General features: G+C 60.6%; 18 protein-coding genes. 4 read left to right on the forward strand and 14 right to left on the reverse strand.

Annotation, left to right across the window (positions count from 1 at the left end; genetic code table 11):
• Positions 1-144 precede the first annotated feature (144 nt).
• From mreB to AC3EA7_RS08265, 12 genes are all read right to left on the reverse strand, one after another.
• Positions 145-1,155 (reverse strand): rod shape-determining protein MreB, encoded by a 1,011-nt coding sequence (gene mreB / locus AC3EA7_RS08210; protein ID WP_488613557.1) that lies wholly within the window; start codon positions 1,153-1,155, stop codon positions 145-147.
• Positions 1,156-1,272: 117 nt separating this feature from the next.
• Positions 1,273-1,692, reverse strand: coding sequence for a F0F1 ATP synthase subunit epsilon (locus AC3EA7_RS08215; protein WP_488613558.1), 420 nt, complete (start codon positions 1,690-1,692; stop codon positions 1,273-1,275).
• A gap of 5 nt (positions 1,693-1,697) precedes the next feature.
• Positions 1,698-3,113 (reverse strand): F0F1 ATP synthase subunit beta, encoded by a 1,416-nt coding sequence (gene atpD, locus AC3EA7_RS08220; RefSeq protein WP_488613559.1) that lies wholly within the window; start codon positions 3,111-3,113, stop codon positions 1,698-1,700.
• A 27-nt stretch (positions 3,114-3,140) separates the two neighbouring features.
• Positions 3,141-4,013: a F0F1 ATP synthase subunit gamma gene (locus tag AC3EA7_RS08225; RefSeq protein WP_488613560.1), complete on the reverse strand. Its 873-nt coding sequence runs from the start codon at positions 4,011-4,013 to the stop codon at positions 3,141-3,143.
• A 241-nt stretch (positions 4,014-4,254) separates the two neighbouring features.
• Positions 4,255-5,832, reverse strand: coding sequence for a F0F1 ATP synthase subunit alpha (gene atpA, locus AC3EA7_RS08230; RefSeq protein ID WP_488613561.1), 1,578 nt, complete (start codon positions 5,830-5,832; stop codon positions 4,255-4,257).
• Positions 5,833-5,877: 45 nt separating this feature from the next.
• Entirely contained in the window at positions 5,878-6,354 is a 477-nt protein-coding gene (gene atpH / locus AC3EA7_RS08235; protein WP_488613562.1) for an ATP synthase F1 subunit delta, read from the reverse strand.
• Positions 6,355-6,408: 54 nt separating this feature from the next.
• Complete coding sequence (locus AC3EA7_RS08240) at positions 6,409-6,900, reverse strand: F0F1 ATP synthase subunit B (RefSeq protein WP_488613563.1); 492 nt, start codon at positions 6,898-6,900, stop codon at positions 6,409-6,411.
• Between the two features lie 27 nt (positions 6,901-6,927).
• On the reverse strand, positions 6,928-7,161 hold the full coding sequence (gene atpE, locus AC3EA7_RS08245) for an ATP synthase F0 subunit C (RefSeq protein ID WP_488613564.1): 234 nt from the start codon (positions 7,159-7,161) through the stop codon (positions 6,928-6,930).
• Positions 7,162-7,255: 94 nt separating this feature from the next.
• The gene (gene atpB / locus AC3EA7_RS08250) at positions 7,256-8,248 is read right to left on the reverse strand and encodes a F0F1 ATP synthase subunit A (RefSeq protein ID WP_488613565.1); all 993 of its coding nucleotides are present in this window, start codon (positions 8,246-8,248) and stop codon (positions 7,256-7,258) included.
• Between the two features lie 166 nt (positions 8,249-8,414).
• Entirely contained in the window at positions 8,415-9,383 is a 969-nt protein-coding gene (locus AC3EA7_RS08255) for a response regulator (RefSeq protein WP_488613566.1), read from the reverse strand.
• Positions 9,380-11,074 (reverse strand): sensor histidine kinase, encoded by a 1,695-nt coding sequence (locus AC3EA7_RS08260; RefSeq protein WP_488613567.1) that lies wholly within the window; start codon positions 11,072-11,074, stop codon positions 9,380-9,382. Before AC3EA7_RS08260 ends, AC3EA7_RS08255 begins: the two co-directional genes overlap by 4 nt.
• A 16-nt stretch (positions 11,075-11,090) precedes the next feature.
• Positions 11,091-12,233 (reverse strand): hypothetical protein, encoded by a 1,143-nt coding sequence (locus AC3EA7_RS08265; RefSeq protein ID WP_488613568.1) that lies wholly within the window; start codon positions 12,231-12,233, stop codon positions 11,091-11,093.
• Between the two features lie 979 nt (positions 12,234-13,212).
• On the opposite strand from AC3EA7_RS08265, the gene AC3EA7_RS08270 reads away from it, so the two are divergent.
• Positions 13,213-13,725, forward strand: coding sequence for a PspC domain-containing protein (locus AC3EA7_RS08270; protein WP_488613569.1), 513 nt, complete (start codon positions 13,213-13,215; stop codon positions 13,723-13,725).
• 15 nt (positions 13,726-13,740) lie between these two features.
• Here AC3EA7_RS08270 and AC3EA7_RS08275 read toward each other — a convergent pair whose 3' ends face one another.
• Positions 13,741-14,268, reverse strand: coding sequence for a VUT family protein (locus AC3EA7_RS08275; RefSeq protein WP_488613570.1), 528 nt, complete (start codon positions 14,266-14,268; stop codon positions 13,741-13,743).
• 1,519 nt (positions 14,269-15,787) lie between these two features.
• On the opposite strand from AC3EA7_RS08275, the gene AC3EA7_RS08280 reads away from it, so the two are divergent.
• From AC3EA7_RS08280 to AC3EA7_RS08290, 3 genes are read left to right on the forward strand one after another with little or no spacing between them, the layout of a single operon-like run.
• Positions 15,788-16,810, forward strand: a complete 1,023-nt coding sequence (locus AC3EA7_RS08280; RefSeq protein ID WP_488613571.1) for a LacI family DNA-binding transcriptional regulator — start codon at positions 15,788-15,790, stop codon at positions 16,808-16,810.
• A 36-nt stretch (positions 16,811-16,846) separates the two neighbouring features.
• Positions 16,847-17,950 carry an ABC transporter ATP-binding protein gene (locus tag AC3EA7_RS08285; protein ID WP_488613572.1) on the forward strand — a complete coding sequence of 368 codons (1,104 nt, stop codon included), beginning with the start codon at positions 16,847-16,849 and terminating at the stop codon, positions 17,948-17,950.
• A 16-nt stretch (positions 17,951-17,966) separates the two neighbouring features.
• Positions 17,967-18,320 carry a nitroreductase family deazaflavin-dependent oxidoreductase gene (locus AC3EA7_RS08290; RefSeq protein ID WP_488613573.1) on the forward strand — a complete coding sequence of 118 codons (354 nt, stop codon included), beginning with the start codon at positions 17,967-17,969 and terminating at the stop codon, positions 18,318-18,320.
• A gap of 289 nt (positions 18,321-18,609) precedes the next feature.
• Here AC3EA7_RS08290 and AC3EA7_RS08295 read toward each other — a convergent pair whose 3' ends face one another.
• On the reverse strand, positions 18,610-20,235 hold the full coding sequence (locus AC3EA7_RS08295; RefSeq protein ID WP_488613574.1) for a hypothetical protein: 1,626 nt from the start codon (positions 20,233-20,235) through the stop codon (positions 18,610-18,612).
• Positions 20,236-20,889 lie beyond the last annotated feature (654 nt).

Genomic DNA, 20,889 nt, shown 5'->3' on the forward strand with positions numbered 1-20,889 from the left:
CGTGGGGGTAGAGCCGGTTCAAGGCTTGGCGGATGGCACGGTATCGGCGTACGTTGTCGCTCATGATTCCTCCTAGGGCTGGGACTCGCCATGGAGTATACCATAAGTCAACCCCCAGAAAAAAAGTGTACGGTAGTGAAACCCCTAATTCAAATCATCCCCGCTGAGGCTATCGCGCAGGATGTCGATATATTCGAGCGCCAGTCCGGTGCCGATGGCGACGCAGTTCGCCGGTTGATCGGCGACATAACAGGGAACGCCGGTCACATCGGTGAGCAGTTCGTTGATGCGGCGCAGCATCGAACCGCCGCCGGTCATAATCATCCCCTTATCGATAATATCGGACGACAATTCCGGCGGTGTTTCGGCGAGGACGCGGCGCACTGCATCGATCACCGCCTCCAGCGGCTCCTGCAGCGCATCGGTGATCTCATTCGAACCGATCTCGATGGTGCGCGGCAGTCCCGCCACCTGATCGCGTCCGCGCACCTGCATCGACAGGGGGCGCTCGAGCGGCAGCGCCGAGCCAATCTCGATCTTGATGCTCTCGGCGGTGCGTTCGCCGACCAGCACGTTATACTTGCGTTTGATATACGCGGCGATCATTTCGTCGAATTTGTTGCCGCCGACGCGTACCGAGTGACTGACGACAATATCGTTCAACGAGATGACCGCCACCTCGGTCGTGCCGCCGCCGATGTCGATGATCAGGTTGCCTGACGGCTGCGCGACCGGAATGTTGGCGCCGATGGCTGCCGCGAGCGGCTCGCGGATCAGGTAGGCGTGGCGCGCTCCGGCAGACTCAGCCGCCTGACGCACCGCGCGCATCTCGACGGTCGTGACCCCCGCCGGGATACAGACCATGACATCAGGCTTGCTGAAGCTGAACGGTCCCATCGCCTTGCGAATGAAATAGCGCAGCATCGCCTCGGTGATGTCGTAATCAGCGATCACGCCATCGCGCAGCGGGCGGATCACCTCGATGCTTTCCGGTTCGCGTCCCAGCATCGCCAGTGCGTCCGCGCCTACTGCCTTGATGCGATTATCTTTCGTCGAAATGGCGACGACCGAAGGTTCAGAGAGGACAATCCCGCGACCCTTGACATACACCAGCACATTAGCGGTGCCCAGGTCGATGCCGATTTTCTTTGCCATACCTTCCTGCCCGGCAGATTGTGCCTTCAGCATGAAATATCGCAGGGTCAAGAGCAGCATCCATGATACTGCATCCTGTGCCCTGCGATAACGACTCAGAGGGAGCGCGCGGTCTCACTAGTCGCGCTCACGCCGGATCTTCTTCAACTGCGCCACTTTCAACTCCACGAGTGCGCGGCGCAACTCCGCCTCGGCGAGCGCCAGGTCCTGGGCGCTTTTGCGTTCAGCGATGCGCTGCTCGGCAGCCCGGCGGGCCGCTTCGGCGCGCGCCTCGTCGATCTCATCAGCGCGCTCGGCAGTATCCGCCAGGATCGTCACGCGATGCGGGAGCACTTCCATAAACCCGCCTGAGATCGCAAAGGGAGTGGTGACTCCATCCTTGACGATATCGAGTTCACCAATTTCGAGGATCGTCAGGAGCGGCGCGTGGCGCGGCAGGATGCCGACGCGACCATCTTTCGTCGGCGCGTTGATCATATCCACATCATCGGAGAGCACGACGCGCTCTGCTGTCACGATCTCGAGATGAATAGGCATGCCCGTTACCTCCGTGACGCCTCATACGCCTGAATGACATCATCGAGCCCGCCCTGGAGCAGGAAGAACTGCTCGGGAATATGATCGACCTCGCCTGCCAGCAGGCGCGCAAAACTCTTGACCGTCTCGGCAATCGGCACATACTTGCCAGGGCGGCCGGTGAACTGTTGCGCCACAGTAAAGGGTTGCGAGAAGAAGCGCTCGATCTTGCGCGCGCGCGCGACCGTCAATTTGTCGTCGTCGGACAGTTCCTCGACACCCAGAATGGCGATGATGTCCTGCAGGTCCTTGTAGCGCTGCAGCACGCGCTGCACCTCACGCGCCACACGGTAATGCTCCGCGCCGACGATGTTGGGGTCGAGGATGCGGCTGGTCGATGCCAGCGGATCGACGGCGGGATAGATGCCTTTGGCGGCGATGCTGCGTTCGAGTGTGATCGTCGCATCGAGGTGCGAGAACACCGTCGCCGGCGCCGGGTCGGTGTAGTCGTCGGCAGGCACATACACTGCCTGCATCGAGGTAATCGACCCTTTCTTGGTAGACGTAATGCGCTCCTGCAATTCACCCATTTCGGTGCCGAGCGTCGGCTGATATCCCACCTGCGACGGCATGCGCCCGAGCAGCGCCGAGACTTCTGAACCTGCCTGAACAAAGCGGAAGATGTTATCGATGAAGAGCAGCACATCGCGCCCTTCATCGCGGAAGTACTCCGCCATGGTCATCGCGGTCAACCCGACGCGCAGGCGCGCCCCCGGCGGCTCGTTCATCTGGCCGAACACCATCACCGTTTTGTCGAACACCCGCGTGTTCTCGTCGATCCGGGCTTCCTTCATCTCGTGGATGAGGTCGTTTCCCTCACGCGAGCGCTCGCCGACGCCAGCGAACACCGAGTATCCCGACTGCTCCTTGGCGACGTTGGCGATCAATTCCTGGATGATAACTGTCTTACCGACGCCTGCGCCGCCGAAGATACCCGTCTTGCCGCCGCGCGTAAACGGGGCGATCAGGTCGATAACCTTAATACCCGTCTCGAAAATCTGCGCTGTCGTCGACTGATCCTCGAGCGAGGGGGGCGGGCGATGGATCGGACGATACTCGGTCGTTTGCACCGGACCTTCGCCATCGATCGGGTCGCCGAGCACGTCGAACACGCGCCCAAGCGTTCCTGCGCCAACGGGGACGGCAATCGGGCGACCGGTATCGATTGCCTTGACGCCGCGGCGCATGCCGTCCGTGCTGCTCATCGCCACAGCCTTGACCATGCCGCTGCCGAGTTGCTGTTGCACCTCTGCGACCAGGCGCTTGCCATTTTCCAGGGGTATCTCCAGCGCGTTGTAGATTTCCGGCGTTTCATTCTCCGGAAACTTTGCATTGATCACCACGCCGATAATATCCGTCACAACACCGGTTGCTCCGGCCATGAGCATCCTCCACTCAGGTACATCGCATCACATTTCCGCCAGGGCTGCCGCACCCGACGCAATCTCGGAGACTTCCTTCGTAATATTCGCCTGGCGCGTCTTGTTGTACGAGAGGGTCAGGTCGCGCTGCAATTCTTTGGCATTGTCGGTCGCATTGCGCATTGCCACCATGCGTGCGCTGTGCTCACTGGCGATCGCTTCCAGCACTGCCTGATAGAGTTGCACTTCGACGAAGCGCGGCAAAAGTTCGCGCAATACTTCTTCCTGACTCGGCTCGTAGGTATAGTCGACCATACGCTCCGCCGGTTCGTGCGGCGGGTCGATCGGCAGCAACCGTTTGATTGTCGGGCGCTGCACAAGGGTATTGATGAACTGGCTGTACAACACATAGACTTCGTCGTACTGCCCGCCTAGGAAGCCGCTGATCACATTCGTCGAAATGCCGAGAATATCGGTCAGACGCGGATAATCGCCAAGTTTGGTCACCTCAGCGACCAGGTTCTGGTGCGTGCGCACCATAAAATCGCGCCCCTTCTTCCCAATCGCCAGAACTTCGACGGTATGCTTCTTTTCCTGCTCATCGAGAATGAAGCGCGACGCGCGCCGCAGCACATTGGCAACCAGGCTTCCCGCCAATCCGCGGTCAGGCGTGACGACAATCAGGGCGACGCCCTTCACCACGGGGCGCACTTCGAGCAGGGTGCCGCGGCGCATCCCGACCGCGCGCCCGGTCAATTCGCCCATCACGTCGAGCAGGCGGTCGGCATACGGGCGAGTTGCGAGCACATTTCGCTGCGCGCGGCGCATCTTCGACGCCGACACCATCTCCATCGCGCGCGTGATCTGCGCCAGGTTCTTCACTGAGCGAATACGACGCCGGATTTCACGGGTACTGGGCATAACTTCCTCAGATCAGAAGACGTTGCGATGCAACCGCCGAAATGCCGCACCGGGCGAGACGTTGCGCTGCAACGTCTCTACTGGTTCGCCTCTCACCTCTCACCTCTCGCCTCTCACCTCTCACCTCTTACCTCTCACCTCTCACCCATCACCTCTTACCCCTCACCTCTCACCTCTCACCTCTTACCTCTCACCTCTTACCTCTCACCTCTCACCCATCACCTCTTACCTCTCACCCCTCCTACTCCTCCGCAAAATTGCTCATCTGCTTGAATTCCTTCAGCATATTCTCAATTGCGGAGCGAATTTCCGGCGAAGGGAACTTGCGGTCGAGGCGATTCTCGAAGATCATCTTACCGACCTCAGGGTGTGCCGTGCGCATATAGTTGAACAACTCGGACTTGAACCGTCCGATCTGACTGATCGGCACATCATCGAGATAGCCATTGATTCCCGCAAACAGAATAACCACCTGCTCTTCCAGGGGCATCGGCTGAAACTGCGGTTGCTTGAGCACTTCCTGCAGGCGCTGACCGCGTTCAATCTGCGCCCGTGTTGTGGCGTCGAGGTCCGACGCGAACTGCGCGAACGCCGCAAGATCGCGGAACTGCGCCATATCGATCTTCAAGCGGTCCGACACCGAGCGCATCGCGCGGGTCTGCGCCGCGCCGCCGACGCGCGACACCGAGATGCCGACGTTCAGCGCCGGGCGAATACCGGCGTTGAACAGGTCGGTCTCCAGATAGATCTGACCGTCGGTAATCGAAATGACGTTCGTTGGAATATACGCCGACACATCGTTCGCCTGCGTTTCGATGATCGGCAGCGCGGTCAGGCTGCCGCCGCCATAGTCCTCGTTCAGGCGCGCAGCGCGCTCGAGCAGGCGCGAATGGAGATAGAACACATCGCCGGGGTACGCCTCACGGCCCGGCGGACGGCGCAGCAGCAGCGACACCTGGCGATAAGCGGTCGCGTGTTTCGAGAGGTCATCGTAGACGATCAGCGCATCACGCACTTCCTGACCATCGATGATCACGCCGTTTTCCATGACCTCTTCGCCCATCGTGCAACCGGCATACGGCGCAATATACTGCAACGCCGCCGACTCCGACGCCGTCGCCGAGACGACGATTGTATAATCCATCGCGCCATATTTTTCGAGAAAGTTGATGATCTGTGCGACCTGAGCACGTTTCTGCCCGATGGCCACATAGATGCAGACCATCCCCTTACCCTTCTGGTTGATGATCGTATCGATCGCCACCGCCGTCTTACCGGTCTGGCGGTCGCCGATGATCAACTCGCGCTGACCGCGCCCAATCGGGATCATCGCGTCGATAGCGATGATGCCGGTCTGCACCGGCGTATCGACCGACTTGCGCGTGATCACTCCAGGAGCGATGCGCTCGATGGGGCGATACTTCGTTGTCTGGATCGGTCCTTTGCCATCGATCGGTTGACCGAGCGCATTGACCACCCGCCCAATCAGTTCCTGACCGACCGGCACCGAAATGACGCGCCCGGTCGAGTTGACCTGATCGCCCTCTTCGATGCCGAGATAATCGCCGAGAATAATCGCCGAAACCGCGTCTCTTTCCAGGTTGAGCGCAACACCAAACACCGGCTCACTGCGACCGGCTTTAGGCGGAAACTCGAGCAACTCAGACGCCATTGCCTGTTCAAGCCCGCTAATCTTCGCCACGCCATCGCCCACCTGAATCACGGTGCCGACGTTGACCATCTTCGGCTGAAGATCAACGCCTTCGCGAATACTCTTTAGCAGCCGCTGATACAATTCCTCTGTCGTTGCAACAGTCATCGTCTATTCCCTCATTACGGCGGCGCGCCGCTCGTGCTGCGGATGCTACCCCGTCATCATATTGCGCTGAATCGCAGCCATGCGCGTCCGCAGGCTGGTATCGAGGACCTGATCGCCGATACGAATGATCAACCCGCCGATCAGCGACTCATCGACACTGAAGCGCAGTTCCAGATCGGGACCGTACCGCGCTTTCAGTTGCTCGGAAATGCGCTCACGCTGGTGCGGATTCAACTCAACGGCGCTGATCACCTCGCCGGTCAGTGGTCGTGCGCCGCCGCGGCGTGTCATCTGCTCAAAGGCGGCCACAACTGCCGGCAGACGGTCAAGGTTGCCCTCTTTGCCAAGCGCCAGGATCAGGTTGCGCACCTCACGCGGAGCGTCTGCCGGCAACGCAGCCAGCACCCGTTCCGGCGTCATCTCGCCATTGACGCTGGTAGCCGTATGGAGCGCCTGCAGTGCTGCGCCGGTCAGCGAGTCGAACAACGCCCGTGCAATAACCTGAGCTTCAGATGCACTCACGACTATGCCTCGCCTTTACGCCGGGCAGCGAACGATACCGCCCGGCATTGCGGTTCAATTATACTTGCCAAGTTCCGCCAGCGACTCTTCGATCAGGCGGTCGTGGTTCGCCTTCAACTCCGCGTTGAGCACCCGCTCTGCGGTCAGGACGACCAACTCCGCCATCCGATCCTTGAGTTCGCCGAGCATCCGCTGTCGTTCCTGTTCCGCCTGTGCAAGGGTGTCACTTTTGAGCTTTTCGGCGTCGCGGTGCGCCTGCGCGATAATCTCAGCCGCCTGCGCGCGCGCACGTTCCTGCGCCTGCGCCAGAATACCCGCCGCCTCCTGGCGCGCCTTCGCCAGTTCGGCGTCGTAATCGCGCTTCGCATTCGCCAGTTGTTCACGAACCTTCTCTGCGTCCTGCAACCCCTCCTGAATCCGGTTCGTCCGTTGATTGAGCATGTTCAGGATCGGGCGATACAGAAAGGTAGTCAGCAACCAGACCACGAAGACGACATTGATCAGTTGCGCAATCAACGACCCCCAATTGATGCCCAGTTTTTCCATAGCCGTTCTCCCTCATACGGAAGGATATTACACAATACGGAATGCGATCAACAGCGAGATAACCAGCGCAAAGATGAACAGCGCTTCGACCAGCGCAAAGCCGAGGAACATATACGTGCGCAGGGTTCCTTCAGCTTCAGGGTTGCGGCCCATCGCCTGCAGCGCGCCGCTAAAGATAACGCCGATGCCAACGCCAGGTCCAACGGCGCCGATGCCTACTGCGAGCGCCGCAGCGATAAGTCGCAGACCGTCATCCGTCATGATCCGTCTCCTCCTCAAGAGTACAATGATGTGCTTGCATCTCAGACATACAAAACCCACGTATGCGCTACAGAAGCGCCGCCGGATGAACGTGCTAATGCGCCGCCGTCTCGCCATGCCCATGGCTGTCGTGCCCGCCGTGCGCTTCAGTTGCCAGCGACATAAAGACGAGCGACAGGACTGAGAAAATCAGCGCCTGCATAAAGGCGACGAACAGCTCGAAGGCGTAGAACGGCGCCGGCAGCAGATACGGGAACAGGAACGCCATCACGACGAGAATCACCTCGCCAGCGAAGATATTGCCAAAAAGTCGGAAGGCGAAGGCGATAATGCGCACAAACTCGGAGATCAACTCGAGGATGCCGACAATCGCCGTCATGAACCCCTCGCGGAAGTTGAAAAACTTCGTAAGGTAGCCCAGCCCAAGCGCCTGGAAGCCAAAGAACTGAATCAGTCCCACCGAAATGAGCGCCCACGCCAGAGTCATGTTCAGATCTGCCGACGGCGCACGCAGATACGGTACCAGTGTCGTGCCCTTCTCACACGACAGCGGCCATGAAGCGAAGAAATCCGGCGCGCCAGCCGGCTCTTCCGCCATCGTCACATCAGCGACCGGGGCGACGATTGCCGTTTCCTTGTGTTCCGCCGTAGGCACGCAGGCGCCAATGCTCCCGACGCCTGGAACGAGACCGATGACATTGGACACGAGAATGAAGAAGAATGCCGATGCGCAGAACGGGAAAAACTTTGCCACATTTCGGCGATCAACGCTTTGAGCGAAGTTGTAGAAGGCTTCGACCATCACTTCGAGCACATTCTGGAAGCCGCGCGGCACCATCTGCATGTTGCGCGTTCCAGCCAGAACAGCAACAATAATGATAACCAGAACGATTACAGTGGTGATCAGCGAATTGGTGATGGGGAAGCCGCTTGCGCACGTTTCGAGGGTGGCGCGTGCGCCGCCGAGGCAGACAACCGGTTCAGCGGCGACCGAGATGTGCAGTTTGGTCGAGCGAACGCCGATAATATACAGGATGATCCCAACCACAAGTAGAATGCCGGTGACCGTCAGAATACGGTTCCGCATAAACGCACTCTCCCTACTTTGAGAACGCTTTCACAATAAAATGTACCACATCAGGCATAAAATTCAACCTGCGAAGCGAGGTTGAACAGGCGCCGCGCCCACGAAAGCACTGACTGAGACGACGCGGCGAGTATAGCACAGGTAAAAAGAACGTGCAAACGCGCCGCTAACCGAGCAACTCCTGAATGTCGCGGATGGCGCGTTTGGCATAGACCCAGACAGAGCCGATCTTTGCCGGCGTTCCGGATTTGTCGAAGACGATGACGAGCATGAAGCGTTGCGCAATATCGAAGCAGTAGAGATCGTAATGGCTTCCCTCGTGAACGTACAGCGCCGACGACTCGGTTTCGCGCAGCATCTGCGTGATCTGCCCCGCCGTCGAGAAACTGGTCGAAAGCAGCGGCAGCAACACCATCGTCGGCAACCCGATGGTCAATCCGGTCTCAACCAGCACCATACCAGCCCGATCGGCGAGAATAATACATTTCGAGCCGACATCGCGATCGAGCGCCTCCATGCGCAGGCGAATTGCGCGCTGGTCTTCAGGGGTCAGCACCAGGGGACCATCGCGTCGGCGCGCCGGGCGTGGCGCGCCTGTCTCCGCCGGGCGCGGTGGCGGCGCTTCCGCCTGGCGCGGCGGTTCGGCTTTGGGGTGCGCGGGGCGCGCTGGCGGTTCAGATGCTGCTGCTGCGGGAGGTTCCTTCGGCTGTGCCGGAGGCGGAGGCGGCGGTGCGCTCTCAGGCTCGGGTTCCGCCGCCTGCGTGGCTGTCGCCGCCGCTTCGTTCAGTTCCCGATAGAGCAGATTGCACAGATCATCGAACGCCATATCGCTGCTAACGACGTGCTGCACGCCAAAGCCTGCCGCTCGCCGGGCTATTTGCGGATCGGACTGCCGGCTCCACAGCACCAGGCGTGTCGGCGCGCCAAAGTTCGGCAGAATTTCCGCCAGATCGATGCCGCTCATTCCTGGCAGTTCGACATTTGCAATAATCACGCCAGGCGGATCATTCCGCACTTCCCACAACGCATCGTTTGCCGTGTCGAGCGTCTGCACCTCGACATCGCCGGCGAACCGGCCCTGCAGGGCGCGCAGTTCGCTGCTTTCACCTGGAACAACCACAAGTCGGTACGTCATGAGATTGCTTCACTTTCCTCATAAGTCTGGCGGAACGGCAGCGCAAACGAGAAGGTGCTGCCCTCCCCTTGCCGGCTGACGACCCATACCGCCCCGCCCAGTGAGGCTATCAGCTCGCGCACCAGCGCCAACCCCAACCCTGCGCCGCCGCGCTCACGCGTCAGCGAGTCGCCCACCTGATAGAATCGTTCGAAGATGCGTGTTTGTTCGTGCGCTGGAATGCCAATCCCGGTGTCTGCGACATCGACAACCACCCACGGCAGTGCGCGCAGCGACGCCGGAGGCTTGATGATCGAAGCGTTGTTCAGCGTCTCGAGTTCCGCGTATGGGCGGACACTGAGCGCAATCGTAATCTTCCCTTGCGCCGGTGTAAATTTAATGGCGTTCGAGAGCAGGTGGTTGAGCACCAGCAGCACCTTTTCACGATCAGTAAGGAAGGGAGGAAGCGTCTCCGGCAGGCGCGTCACGATCTTCTGGCCCGACAGTTCGATGGTGCTGCGCACGCTCTCGATCGCCTGCTGGATGGTGCTGATCAGATCGAGCGGCGCCAGTTGTGGTTGCGCCTCACCGGTGTCGATGTGCCGCAGGTTGACCATGTCATCGACAATCTCTTTGATCCGCTGCGCGCTTTCCAGAACGCGCTGCAGATAATCGCGCTGACTTCCATCGACCTGGTCGCGCACCATCATAGTATATCCCAGCACAATCGAGAGTGGAGTGCGCAGTTCATGCGATGCAATGGCGATGAATTCGCTTTTGAGGCGATCAAGTTCCTGACGCCGCTGGTATGCTTCGTCGAGTTGACGGTAGAGCGCTGCGTTGCGCAACGCGGCGCCGACGTGATTGGCAAGCAGCATCAATCCCTGTTGCATACCTGGACGCAGGGTGGTTGACCGTTCGTTACAGAGCATCACCACGCCATTGACCTGCCCCTGAGCGCGCAACGGCACCGCGAGCGCCGTGTGCAGAGTGTGGTTATGACGCACGCCGTAGGAAGCGGCATCATCATAGAGCGGCTGGCACAAGGCAAATGCGCATTTTGCCAGCGCATGCCCTGCATCGGTCAGATGTGCATCGAGCGGATGCGCCATGGCCTGATAGAGCGTATCGCTGTCATCGCCGAGCAACAGGAAGCCAGTCTGAAATCCGCTGCGTTCGATCATGGCATTGAGCGCGATCCGCGCCAGTTCCGACAGCTCCAACGTGGCGCTGAGCGCTTCACTAACCGCCAGCAGTTGCTCGAGCGTTCGTAGTCGTAGATTGTCCTGTTGAATGGCGCGCTTTCGCAGCGCTTGATCGACAGCCAGGCGCAGTTGTTCGAGTTCGAACGGTTTTGACAGAAAATCGGCGACGCCGCGCTGCACCGATTGATGCAGATTCTCGAGCGACGCATACCCCGTCATGATAATGATGGCGATCTCCGGGTCCTTTTCGCGTGCGATTTGCGCCAGATCGAGACCGCTCATCGTCGGCATCTTGATATCGGTCAGCAGCAGGTCGAACTGCTGCCCGTCATTGAGCGCAGCAATTGCAACATACGGATCGCTGGTCGCCATCACCTCATAACCGGCGCGTTGCAGCGTGCGCGAGCAGACATCGCACATGTGCTGTTCATCATCGACGATCAGCAGCCGTGGTGGTGACGGGTTCGTAAGCGACTCAAGCGATCCGGTATCGACTGCCTGGCTCATAGCACTGGATCCGCCCTCAATTCAGCGCCTCAACAGCGATGGCGGACACCCGCGTGATCGTGCTGTCTTCGAGCACAACCTCGGCGGCCTGTGTGCGTACCCGCGATGGCAACCGCTGCGGCGCCGATAACAGTGTGCGCACCTGCCCCCACTGTCCCAGTTGTGGCTGGTGCAGGATCCGAACAAGCGCGCCGGGACGCGCCGTTGGGCGTGGCGTGTCGATAGACAACCCGGCAGCGCGTGTCGGCAATGGGATGACGACGCGGGGGCGTCGAACCTCTCCCCATACACACGTCGCCCCTTCGACCAGCGCTTCTTTGCCCACATACGAGGCAAGCAGGTCGAACAATGGGCGCGACATCGGGCGACTGCCAAAGCCTTCCGTGACAACGACGACAAGATCGGCGGAGGATGGCGATGATGGGAAACTCCAGTCCGGCGGCCCGGCGTCCCATGGCGCATACCCTTCGACGCCGAGAAAGGCACGCAACTCAGCCTCGTCGATGCTGCCGACGATGATGCCGCGCACTCCTTCCTGAGCGGCGCGCTCCAAAGCAGCGGCGCTGATGGTGCTGCCGCCGATGATAATCGCGTAGGCGAATCGTGCGTTGATTTTATCGGGCGTGATTGGTTCCGCCGGATCGGTGACCATCAGTTGCAGCACGCCGTACTGGTTCGTTCCAATGCCGAAGATGCCATAGACCTGCGCTGCCGGTGTTTCGATCCGCACCCCCTCGTATGGCATGATTTCCATCACGACTCCAGGGACATTGGCGAGCAGTTCGTAGCGGACCGGGTCCGGCGTGATCGTAATGTAGCCGGTAGTTTCATCAACACCGGTAAGCACGCCACTGACCGGTGACAGACACTTTCGCCCGCCAAACCGACTGGTTTGGGCAAGGGGGGCGCCTTGTGCGATTGATGCACCAATGTCGTGAAGCAAGGAGCGTTTGACGCGCGACGGGGGGATCATCAACAGGCGCGCCAGGTTTATGAGCCGTGGCGCTGCTGGAATGAACGCCTCTGCGACCGGAGTGCCGGGTTCGACACGCTGCCCAACGCGAACGACGACTTCTCCCGGATGCGGCAACCGGCGCTCGATCCGCGCCAGTGCGCCGGTAATGAGAGGCGAAGCGCCTGAAGGAACATACAACGACATACCACCCTCGCGCGCTGGCTCAAAGGCCCTATCAATTATAGCACATACTATGAAAGGCAAGGGATACGAGGCGTATGGGCTGTGGTCATGAGTTGACCGAAAACAGAGCCGGTCACCCAGCGTATGGCGGCGCGCGGCAGCGACGCATGGCGAGTAGCGCCGCCTCTTTCAGGTGTCGCGTTTTTCAGGCGCAAGGGGTGTTGGAGGGAGTCGCCTCGACTGTAGCGGTGTCGGGCATAATCCTCAATCGCGGTCATTCGGACGAGACGTTCAGCGCCCGATTCGCGGGGCGTAACGAAATGTGCGTTGGCGGTCGTAGGCGCATGACTGCGCAGCGGCATCAGCAGCCCCTGGCGGGGCTTCCATGTCCTCAGCGAGGGCTTTCGCCCGCAGCGCCCTCGGGTCCGCTGCGTGCCCCGGCAGCATGGTACGAAGGACCGCGCATTGGCATGAGTCCGACGGCAACCGCCCCCGCCCGACGCTCAAGCGTCGGGCTGAGAGCGCGAAGGGCGCTGCCGCACCCTCACCCGCGGCTCGACGCCGATGGGAGACAGAAACCAGAGCGGCGGCAAAGGCGCTGCCGCGCCCGTGGCGCCCTGGCGCGGCTCGACGCCCGGCGCCGGTCCGTCGTTCGCGCAGCGCAAGTGCTAATGCCACATAGCGGTCAGTCTGAATCGCGGTCATTCGGACGAGACGTTCAGCGCCCGATTCGCAGGGCGTAACGAAATGTGCGTTGGCGGGCGTGGGCGCATGACTGCGCAGCGGCATCAGCAGCCCCTGGCGGGGCTTCCATGTCCTCAGCGAGGGCTTTCGCCCGCAGCGCCCTCGGGTCCGCTGCGCGCCCCGGCAGTATGGTACAAATGACCGCGTATTAGTGCTAAGTATACCGATCGCGCAACTATCAATCGCCCGTGAGCGTCTGACCAGTAGAGAGCGCAAAGATGCCATACGTCCACTTACGAGTCTGACGGAGATCACTATGAACGCCTCGACATTACGACTTATGCGTAGCCGTGACGATGCCGTCATCGCTGGCGTCGCCGGAGGCATTGCACGGTATCTCGGGGTCGATTCCGTCATTGTGCGCCTGATCTTTGTCATGCTGGTCTTTACCGGCGTGGGAGTGTTCCTCTATCCTGTCCTCTGGATCATTATGCCGCTCGAGCGAACATCAACGCCGGGACGCGCCACGAATGACGCCGGACGAGCGCCGTTTATGCAGGACAAGCGCGCCCCTCAACCGCGATCCGAGCCGCTGACCGGCGCAGATAGTGATGTCGGGGCGGAGATTCCTGTCAATAATCTGAATGACCGCACGTTGCACCGTGCGTCGCCGTTCGGACAACGCAACCGGCAATTGGGCGTCATTCTCGTTGGAGTTGGCATACTGGCGCTCCTGAGCGTCCTCCTCGGACCGGCGTTTGGCAAACTTTTGTTCCCGGTCGTGTTGATCGCCGCCGGTGTGCTGGTGTTGCTGCGTAGTCCGCGCTGATCGCGCCTTCCAATTTCACGAGTCAGCAGGCGCGCTTCGGGCGCCGGATAGGATACTCGTCCCCAGACCGACAGCGCCGGCGGCGATGACGTATTTGACCAGGCTATCCCCAACGATGACGGAAGCAATCAGATCGTTGCTCCAGACCCCATAGAAGGCAAGCAGCGTAAAAAGCATCGTGTCGAGCGGCGCCGATAAGGCATTGCTCGATAGCGCGCGGATCACCCAGATGCGGTGGCGCAGCGCGTGGTAGACCTCGGTATCGGTCAGTTCAGACAGAAAAAGCGCAATCGCCGAAGCGACAATGATCCGCGGGGATGTCAGCGCTGCGGCGGCAGCAACGACATTGACCCCGACGGCTGCCAGAATGGTGGCGTAGACGACGGTTTCGTCGTACCGCCGGTGAATAAGGTCGCGCAGTGTGAAAATGACGCCGAAGAACAGCGTCCCCAGCGCAAATTGCACCACCCCGACGGTCAAAATGGTGTCAGCGGTCAGGTTTGCTGCCAGAATAGCCAGGATGTAGAGGATAATGAAAAGCATGCCTCCTCCAGATGTCTGTGATCACTTTGTCATTGGTAATACTACCTTGCGGTCAGTCAGACAAGATGTTTGCGCGTTCGTTGGGCAAGGCGCAACAGTCAACGCGCACCAGCAGACGTGTCGTGGACGCATGACCGCGCAGTGGCGTCGGTTCGCCCGGCGGCTAAAGCCGCAGGCTCCTGCTGCAAAGCCCGCCTGCGCGGGCTTAGAGCCTGTCCGAAAAAGCTCGTTGGGTAAGCGAAGGCAATGCCTTCGCCTACCCGGTCGCACTTCAGTCAGCGATGTTTCGGATAGGCTCTTAACCGAGTGATACCGTATTATGTTCTCAAAAACCATTCTTGACTTCACTGCAAAAAGCTAACCACGAAGGTCACAAAGGGACACAAAGGACATGCGCTTCATTTTTATTCACCTTCGTGCGCTTCGTGTCCTTGGTGGTTACTTCGCTGCAAAAAGCTGTAACCACGAAGGCAACCACGAAGGTCACAAAGGGACACAAAGGACATGCGCTTCATTTTTATTCACCTTCGTGCGCTTCGTGTCCTTTGTGGTTAAGCCTTTTTGCAGCGGGCTCATTCTTGTACAAATGACCGCGCATTCATATAAGTATACCCGAACCTTCTCCGGGAGTGCAGGCGTCGCCTCTGCGCGCGCACCGCTCGCCGGGGAGAGAACCGCTCGCTGTTCCTCCACCCCCAACCCTTCCCCCATAACGGGGGAGGGGTGTAGTTCCCCCACCCCCAGCCCCTCCCTCATGAAGGGGGAGGGGCGGTATGGTCCCCCCACCCCCAGCCCCCTCCCCCATGAAGGGGGAGGAGCGGCATGGTCCCCCACCCCCAGCCCCTCCCCAATGAAGGGGGAGGGGTGCTATGGTCCCCCACCCCCAGCCCCTCCCCCATGAAGGGGGAGAGGCGGCATGGTCCCCCACCCCCAGCCCCTCGCCCATGAAGGGGGAGGGGTGCTATGGTCCCCCACCCCCCGCCCCTCCCACATGAAGGGGGAGGGGTGCTATGGTCCCCCACCCCCAGCCCCTCGCCCACGAGGGGGAGGGGCGTAGTTCCCCCACCCCCAGCCCCTCCCCCACGAGGGGGAGGGGGCAGCGTTCCCCCCGCTCCCCGCGTGGGAGCGGGGGACAGGGGGTAAGGGGCGCCGGACGCCGTTGTGATTGGTTACACAAAGCGGGGCACTGTGGGCTATTAAATCCGGTAGAGCCTGCGAAAGCAGGCTTCGCAACCGTAGCCCACGGCTTCAGCCGCCGGGCGCAGAGCAAATGCCGGATTATGTTGTCCATGTTCATAAGCCCTCGCCGATCGTGGTTCCCTGTGAATCGGACGCTCGAACATCAGGTCTGACCGACTGCCATGTGGTGTCAGTTCTCGATTCTCAGTTCTCGGCTCTCAGTTCTCAGTTCTCAGTTCTCAGTTCTCAGTTCTCGGCTCTCAGTTCTCCGTTCTCATTGACAACACCCCGTTTCTCATCTATACTTCGCTTAACCGTTTCACCACTTAATCGTTTCACCATGCAGGCGACTATCAAACAGGTTGCGCAACGCGCCGGCGTGTCGATTGCCACCGTCTCGTATGTCCTCAACGGCGTCGGCGTGGTGACTGACGAGACGCGGCAGCGTGTGCTTGCCGCAGTCGCAGAACTCAACTATCAGCCCCGCTACGCCGCTCGCAGCATGCGTGGGCGCAGTTACACGCTGGGGGTGACTCTTCCTTCACATCCAGGACGCCTGGCGGAGCCGGCGCTGGCGGAGGTGTTGTCGGGTCTGGCGGACGCCGCCGCGTTGCGTGGATATTTCCTGCTCCTGGCGACCGCTGATGTGTCTCAGGACGAGACGGAATTATGTCTGAGCCTGGCGCACACCAGGCGCGTTGATGGTCTGGTTCTGCTCGACGTCCTGGTGGACGATCCGCGCGCTCAGGCGCTCGCGGCTGCTGGCATTCCACATGTGTGCGCCGGTCCTCCGCCTGCCGGCGCTGATAGCCCTTCGGTTGTCATTGATGTGCGCGCAGCTGCAATTGACGCTGTTCAGCATCTCCTCAGCCTAGGTCATCGCCGGATCGGTCTCATCCAGCCACCCTCCGAACTGACCGTCAGCGAACCTGTAGTCGAAGGCTACCGGCAGGCGTTGACCAATGCAGGACTGCCGTTCGATCCGACGCTGGTTGTCGAGTCGGGGCGAACCGAGGAGGATGGCTATCAGGCGATGACTGAGTTGTTGTCGGCTGTCCGACCGCCGACGGCAGTGCTGGCAGGAAGTGATGAACTGGCGTTTGGCGCTATGCATGCGCTCAACGATGCGCGCCTGATCGTCGGGCGTGACGTGGCGCTGGTCGGGTTCGACGATCTGCCGCTTGCGGCGCACGTCAACCCGCCGCTGACAACGGTGCGTCAGCCGCGACGCGCACAGGGAGAGCAACTCGCCATGCTGCTCGATGACGCTATTCTGAAGCGAAACGCCGCGTTGCGCACGGTGACGCTGCGTGCGCACCTGATCGTTCGCCGATCGAGCGGTCTGGCGCCGCATCGAGCATAACGTGAAGTGAATTGAAGCAAAGGAGCATGCACCACCATGGCATCCATCAAGTACGACCACGTCTGGAAGCGCTTCGGCGATTTTGCGGCGCTCAAGGATCTCACGCTCGACATCGCCGACCAGGAGTTCCTGGTGCTGGTAGGACCGTCCGGCTGTGGCAAGACGACGGCGCTGCGCTGTCTCGCCGGTCTCGAGGAAGTGACCGATGGCGCGATTATGATTGGTGATCGGGTCGTCAATGATGTTCCGCCAAAAGATCGCGACATCGCCATGGTGTTCCAGAGTTATGCGCTCTATCCCCATATGAGCGTGTATGACAATATGGCGTTTGGTCTGAAACTGCGCAAGACGCCCAGAGCCGAGATCGACCGGCGGGTCAAAGAGGCGGCGGAAATGCTGCACATCGGGCACCTCCTGGATCGCAAGCCAAAGGCGCTCTCTGGCGGTCAGCGCCAGCGCGTGGCGCTTGGTCGCGCGATTGTGCGCCACCCTTCGGTCTTCCTGATGGATGAGCCGCTGTCAAACCTCGATGCCAAACTGCGGGTGCAGACGCGCGCCGAAATCTCAAAATTGCATCAGCGCCTGAAAACGACGTTCATCTACGTGACCCATGATCAGACCGAGGCGATGACGATGGGAACGCGCATCGCCGTGATGCGCGACGGTGTGCTGCAACAACTCGATACGCCGCAAAACCTGTACGACCATCCGGCGAATATGTTCGTCGCCGGGTTCATCGGCTCGCCGGCGATGAACTTCTTTGAGGCGACGCTGGTTCGCGGCGACGGTCAGGTGCTGGTGGATTTCGGACCGTTCCATCTGCCCGTGCCTCCTGCACGCGTCGATGCCATCGCCGATCATATCGGAATGCCGATCTTCTTTGGCATTCGCCCGGAGGATATTCACGACGCGCACTACGTGCCGCGCGGCGTCGATGAGTCAGCGCGCCTGATGACCATGGTCAACGTTGTCGAGCCGCTCGGTTCGGAAGTGTACGCCTACGTGGAAAATGGCGGCAAGGAGATGGTTGCGCGCCTCGATCCGCGCACCGGCGCGCGCACCGGTGAAATATTCGAAGTCGTGATCGATATGACCAAGATGCACATCTTCGACCGGGATACCGAAAAGGCGCTCATCTGAATCTGAAGGAATTGACGTGCAACCTGATCTTCGCGCGCTGGCGCATCTCGATTTTGGATATCTGACAACGGTCGGGCGGGTGACCGGCAAGCCGCGCATGATCGAAATCTGGTTTGCGCTGCACGACCGCACGGTCTATATGCTGGCAGGCAACCATGAATCCGACTGGGTGAAGAATGCGCGCCGCACTCCGACAGTGACGATGACGATCGGCGGTTCAACGTTCGCCGGTACGGCGCGTATTGTTGATCGAGCGGAAGAGGATGCGCTAGCGCGTCGCCTGATCCTCGCCAAGTACCAGCCTGACCATGGTGAGGATCTCTCCGATTGGGGGCGCACTGCGCTGGCTGTGGCGGTCGATCTCATCTGATACCCGGAAGAGCGACGCTGCGTGCGAGATGCCTGCCCATGCGTATTTCACGCAGCGATTTTTCGGATCGTCTCTGATAGAGCAATCAACCAGATGTTGCACCGTAATTGCCCGTGTTGATCGTCTTGCAGCCAACGTTGGCTTCGACAGGCTCAGCCAACGTTGGCTGCTCCACTGTCGTTGTGAGCACAGAAGCAAAGCAACCTTCTTGCGAACAGAAGGTTGCTCTCATTATGTTTCACCACGCTTCGATCATAACGGATCGCTCGTTTTCGATGCCTCTTTGTGGTCAGCAATCCGGCGTCCAGAACGCTTCCGGCGCGGCGCAACGCTGCTGATCGCGCGGCGTTTGCTCCGGTCCCGGGTTGCCTGCCGCTCCGCCAAGGTTCGTCGGCCCGCCAAGCGTCTGGATGGGCGCTGCCGGGGGCGCTGCCCCGCCGGGGGTCGCGCCGCGGTTTGCCGCGTCGAATGTCACGATCACCAGCCGTTCGCTCTCGACCCCCTGGACGCTGACGCGATAGCGCCCGGCCGTGAGAACCACGCCGAGATCGACATCGACGCTGAATGCGCCGCTGCCATCGACATTCAGGCTTGCCATGCCGAGCACCGCGCCATCCGGGAAGGTCATCCAGATGCCAACTGGCTCATTGGGCGCATAGCCAGACCCTTCGACCCGTACAATGTCAGAGGCGCCTGTGCGATCCAGGAATGTTACTGAGGCGCGCGCAGTTCCTGTCATTGTCAGAGCGCCGAATTCCGGCTGGTTGCCGGTGTTCGACTCAACAACCGCCGGCGCAGGTCCGGCAGGATTGCTCGCCGATGCCGGCTGGAAACTCCCCGGCGTCACGTCGAAGCTGGCGATCTGCAATCGTCCACTGGCGACCCCTTTGGCGGTGATGCTGTAGCGCCCTGTCGGCAGCCGCTCATCGAGGTCGATGACAACGAAGAAGTCGCCATTGCCGTCGGCCACCTGCGTTGGAAGACTGCGCACCGCATTATTCGGCAGTGTCATCCACAGCCCGACATACTCGCCTGGAGCGAAGAGCGCTCCGGTGATGGCGATGCCGCCGTTCTGCCGCGTCGACGCCTGCGCCGGAAAAGCGACACGCAGTTGCGCCCATCCGCTCGGTGTTGAAGAACGCGCCCGCAGTTCAAACGGCGCAAAGACTTGATACCCGCTCAGCGTTCCCAATGCAGTGAAGGTGTATTTACCGGTCTGATGCACATTCGTGAAGATAAAGGACGACTGAAAATTGCCGATGTCACTGGCGACCTGTTGTGGATAGTCGAGAACCGTACCGTCCGGTTGTGTGATCCAGACCGAGATGACTTCGTTAGGGAAGAAGTTTGTGCCGTGAATATTCACCAGATCATCGTGGAACGCGAAGGCGTTGAAGGTGCCATTGTTCCACACTGCCAGACGCGCCGGGCTTGGCGCGGGCGGCGGGCCGGTGCGCGGCGTCACCACCAGATAGCCGACTGCCGTTTGACGGCTGCCCTGTCCCACAGCGGTCAACCGGTAGCAGCCATAGGGCCATTTGTTCGTCACCGGAAACTCGAAGTAGAGGTCGCCGGCGACATCGGCGCGGTATGGCGGCAACGCAAAATGCGGCGGCAGATCGACGACGCCGTCGAGCAAGAGCGTATCGTTGGGGCTGAAGATGCGCCCGTCGGGGAATTGAAAACTGACCGTCACACTTTCCTGATCGAGAAACCCGTGCAGCTCAGAGCCGAATATGCTGTCTTGAAACGTCGCCGGCGCCGATTGACCGGTGATCGAACAGACAGCGGTTGTCGGTCCACGCACGATGTAGACTGCGGCGGCGCTGGTGCGATAGGCAAAGAAGACCGTCGCCAATCCAACAACACACGCGAGGATGACGACCGTTCGATAGACCAACGAGCGTGATTTCATAGCAGGCGCTCCAGTTCTTGGTTCTTGGTTCTTGGCTCTTGGCGTTGTCTACAAGACTAAAGAAACCCGCGTGATACTACCTAGCCGCTTATATGACAGCCAGATGACAGGTTTATCTCAAAATGGTTGTGATCATCTGATGCGCTGCTCCCCCTCACCCCCTGCCCCTACTCCCACGCAGGGAGCGGGGGACCATACCGCCCCTCCCCCTTCATGAGGGAGGGGCTGGAGGTGGGGGACCATAGCGCCCCTCCCCCTTCATGAGAGAGGGGCTGGGGGTGGGGGACCATACCGCCCCTCCCCCTTCATGGGCGAGGGGCTGGGGGTGGGGGACCATACCGCCCCTCCCCCTTCATGGGCGAGGGGCTGGAGGTGGGGGACCATACCGCCCCTCCCCCTGTATGGGGGGGGCTGGGGGTGGGGGAACTACGCCCATCCCCCTCGTCGGGGAGGGGCTGGGGGTGGGGGACCATACCGCCCCTCCCCCTTCATGGGCGAGGGGTTGGGAGCGGGGGACCATACCGCCCCTCCCCCTTCATGAGGGAGGGGCTGGGGGTGGGGGACCATACCGCCCCTCCCCCTTCATGGGCGAAGGGCTGGGGGTGGGGGACCATACCGCCCCTCCCCCTTCATGGGCGAGGGGCCGTCGGCGCC

Source organism: Roseiflexus sp. (genome assembly GCF_057785375.1).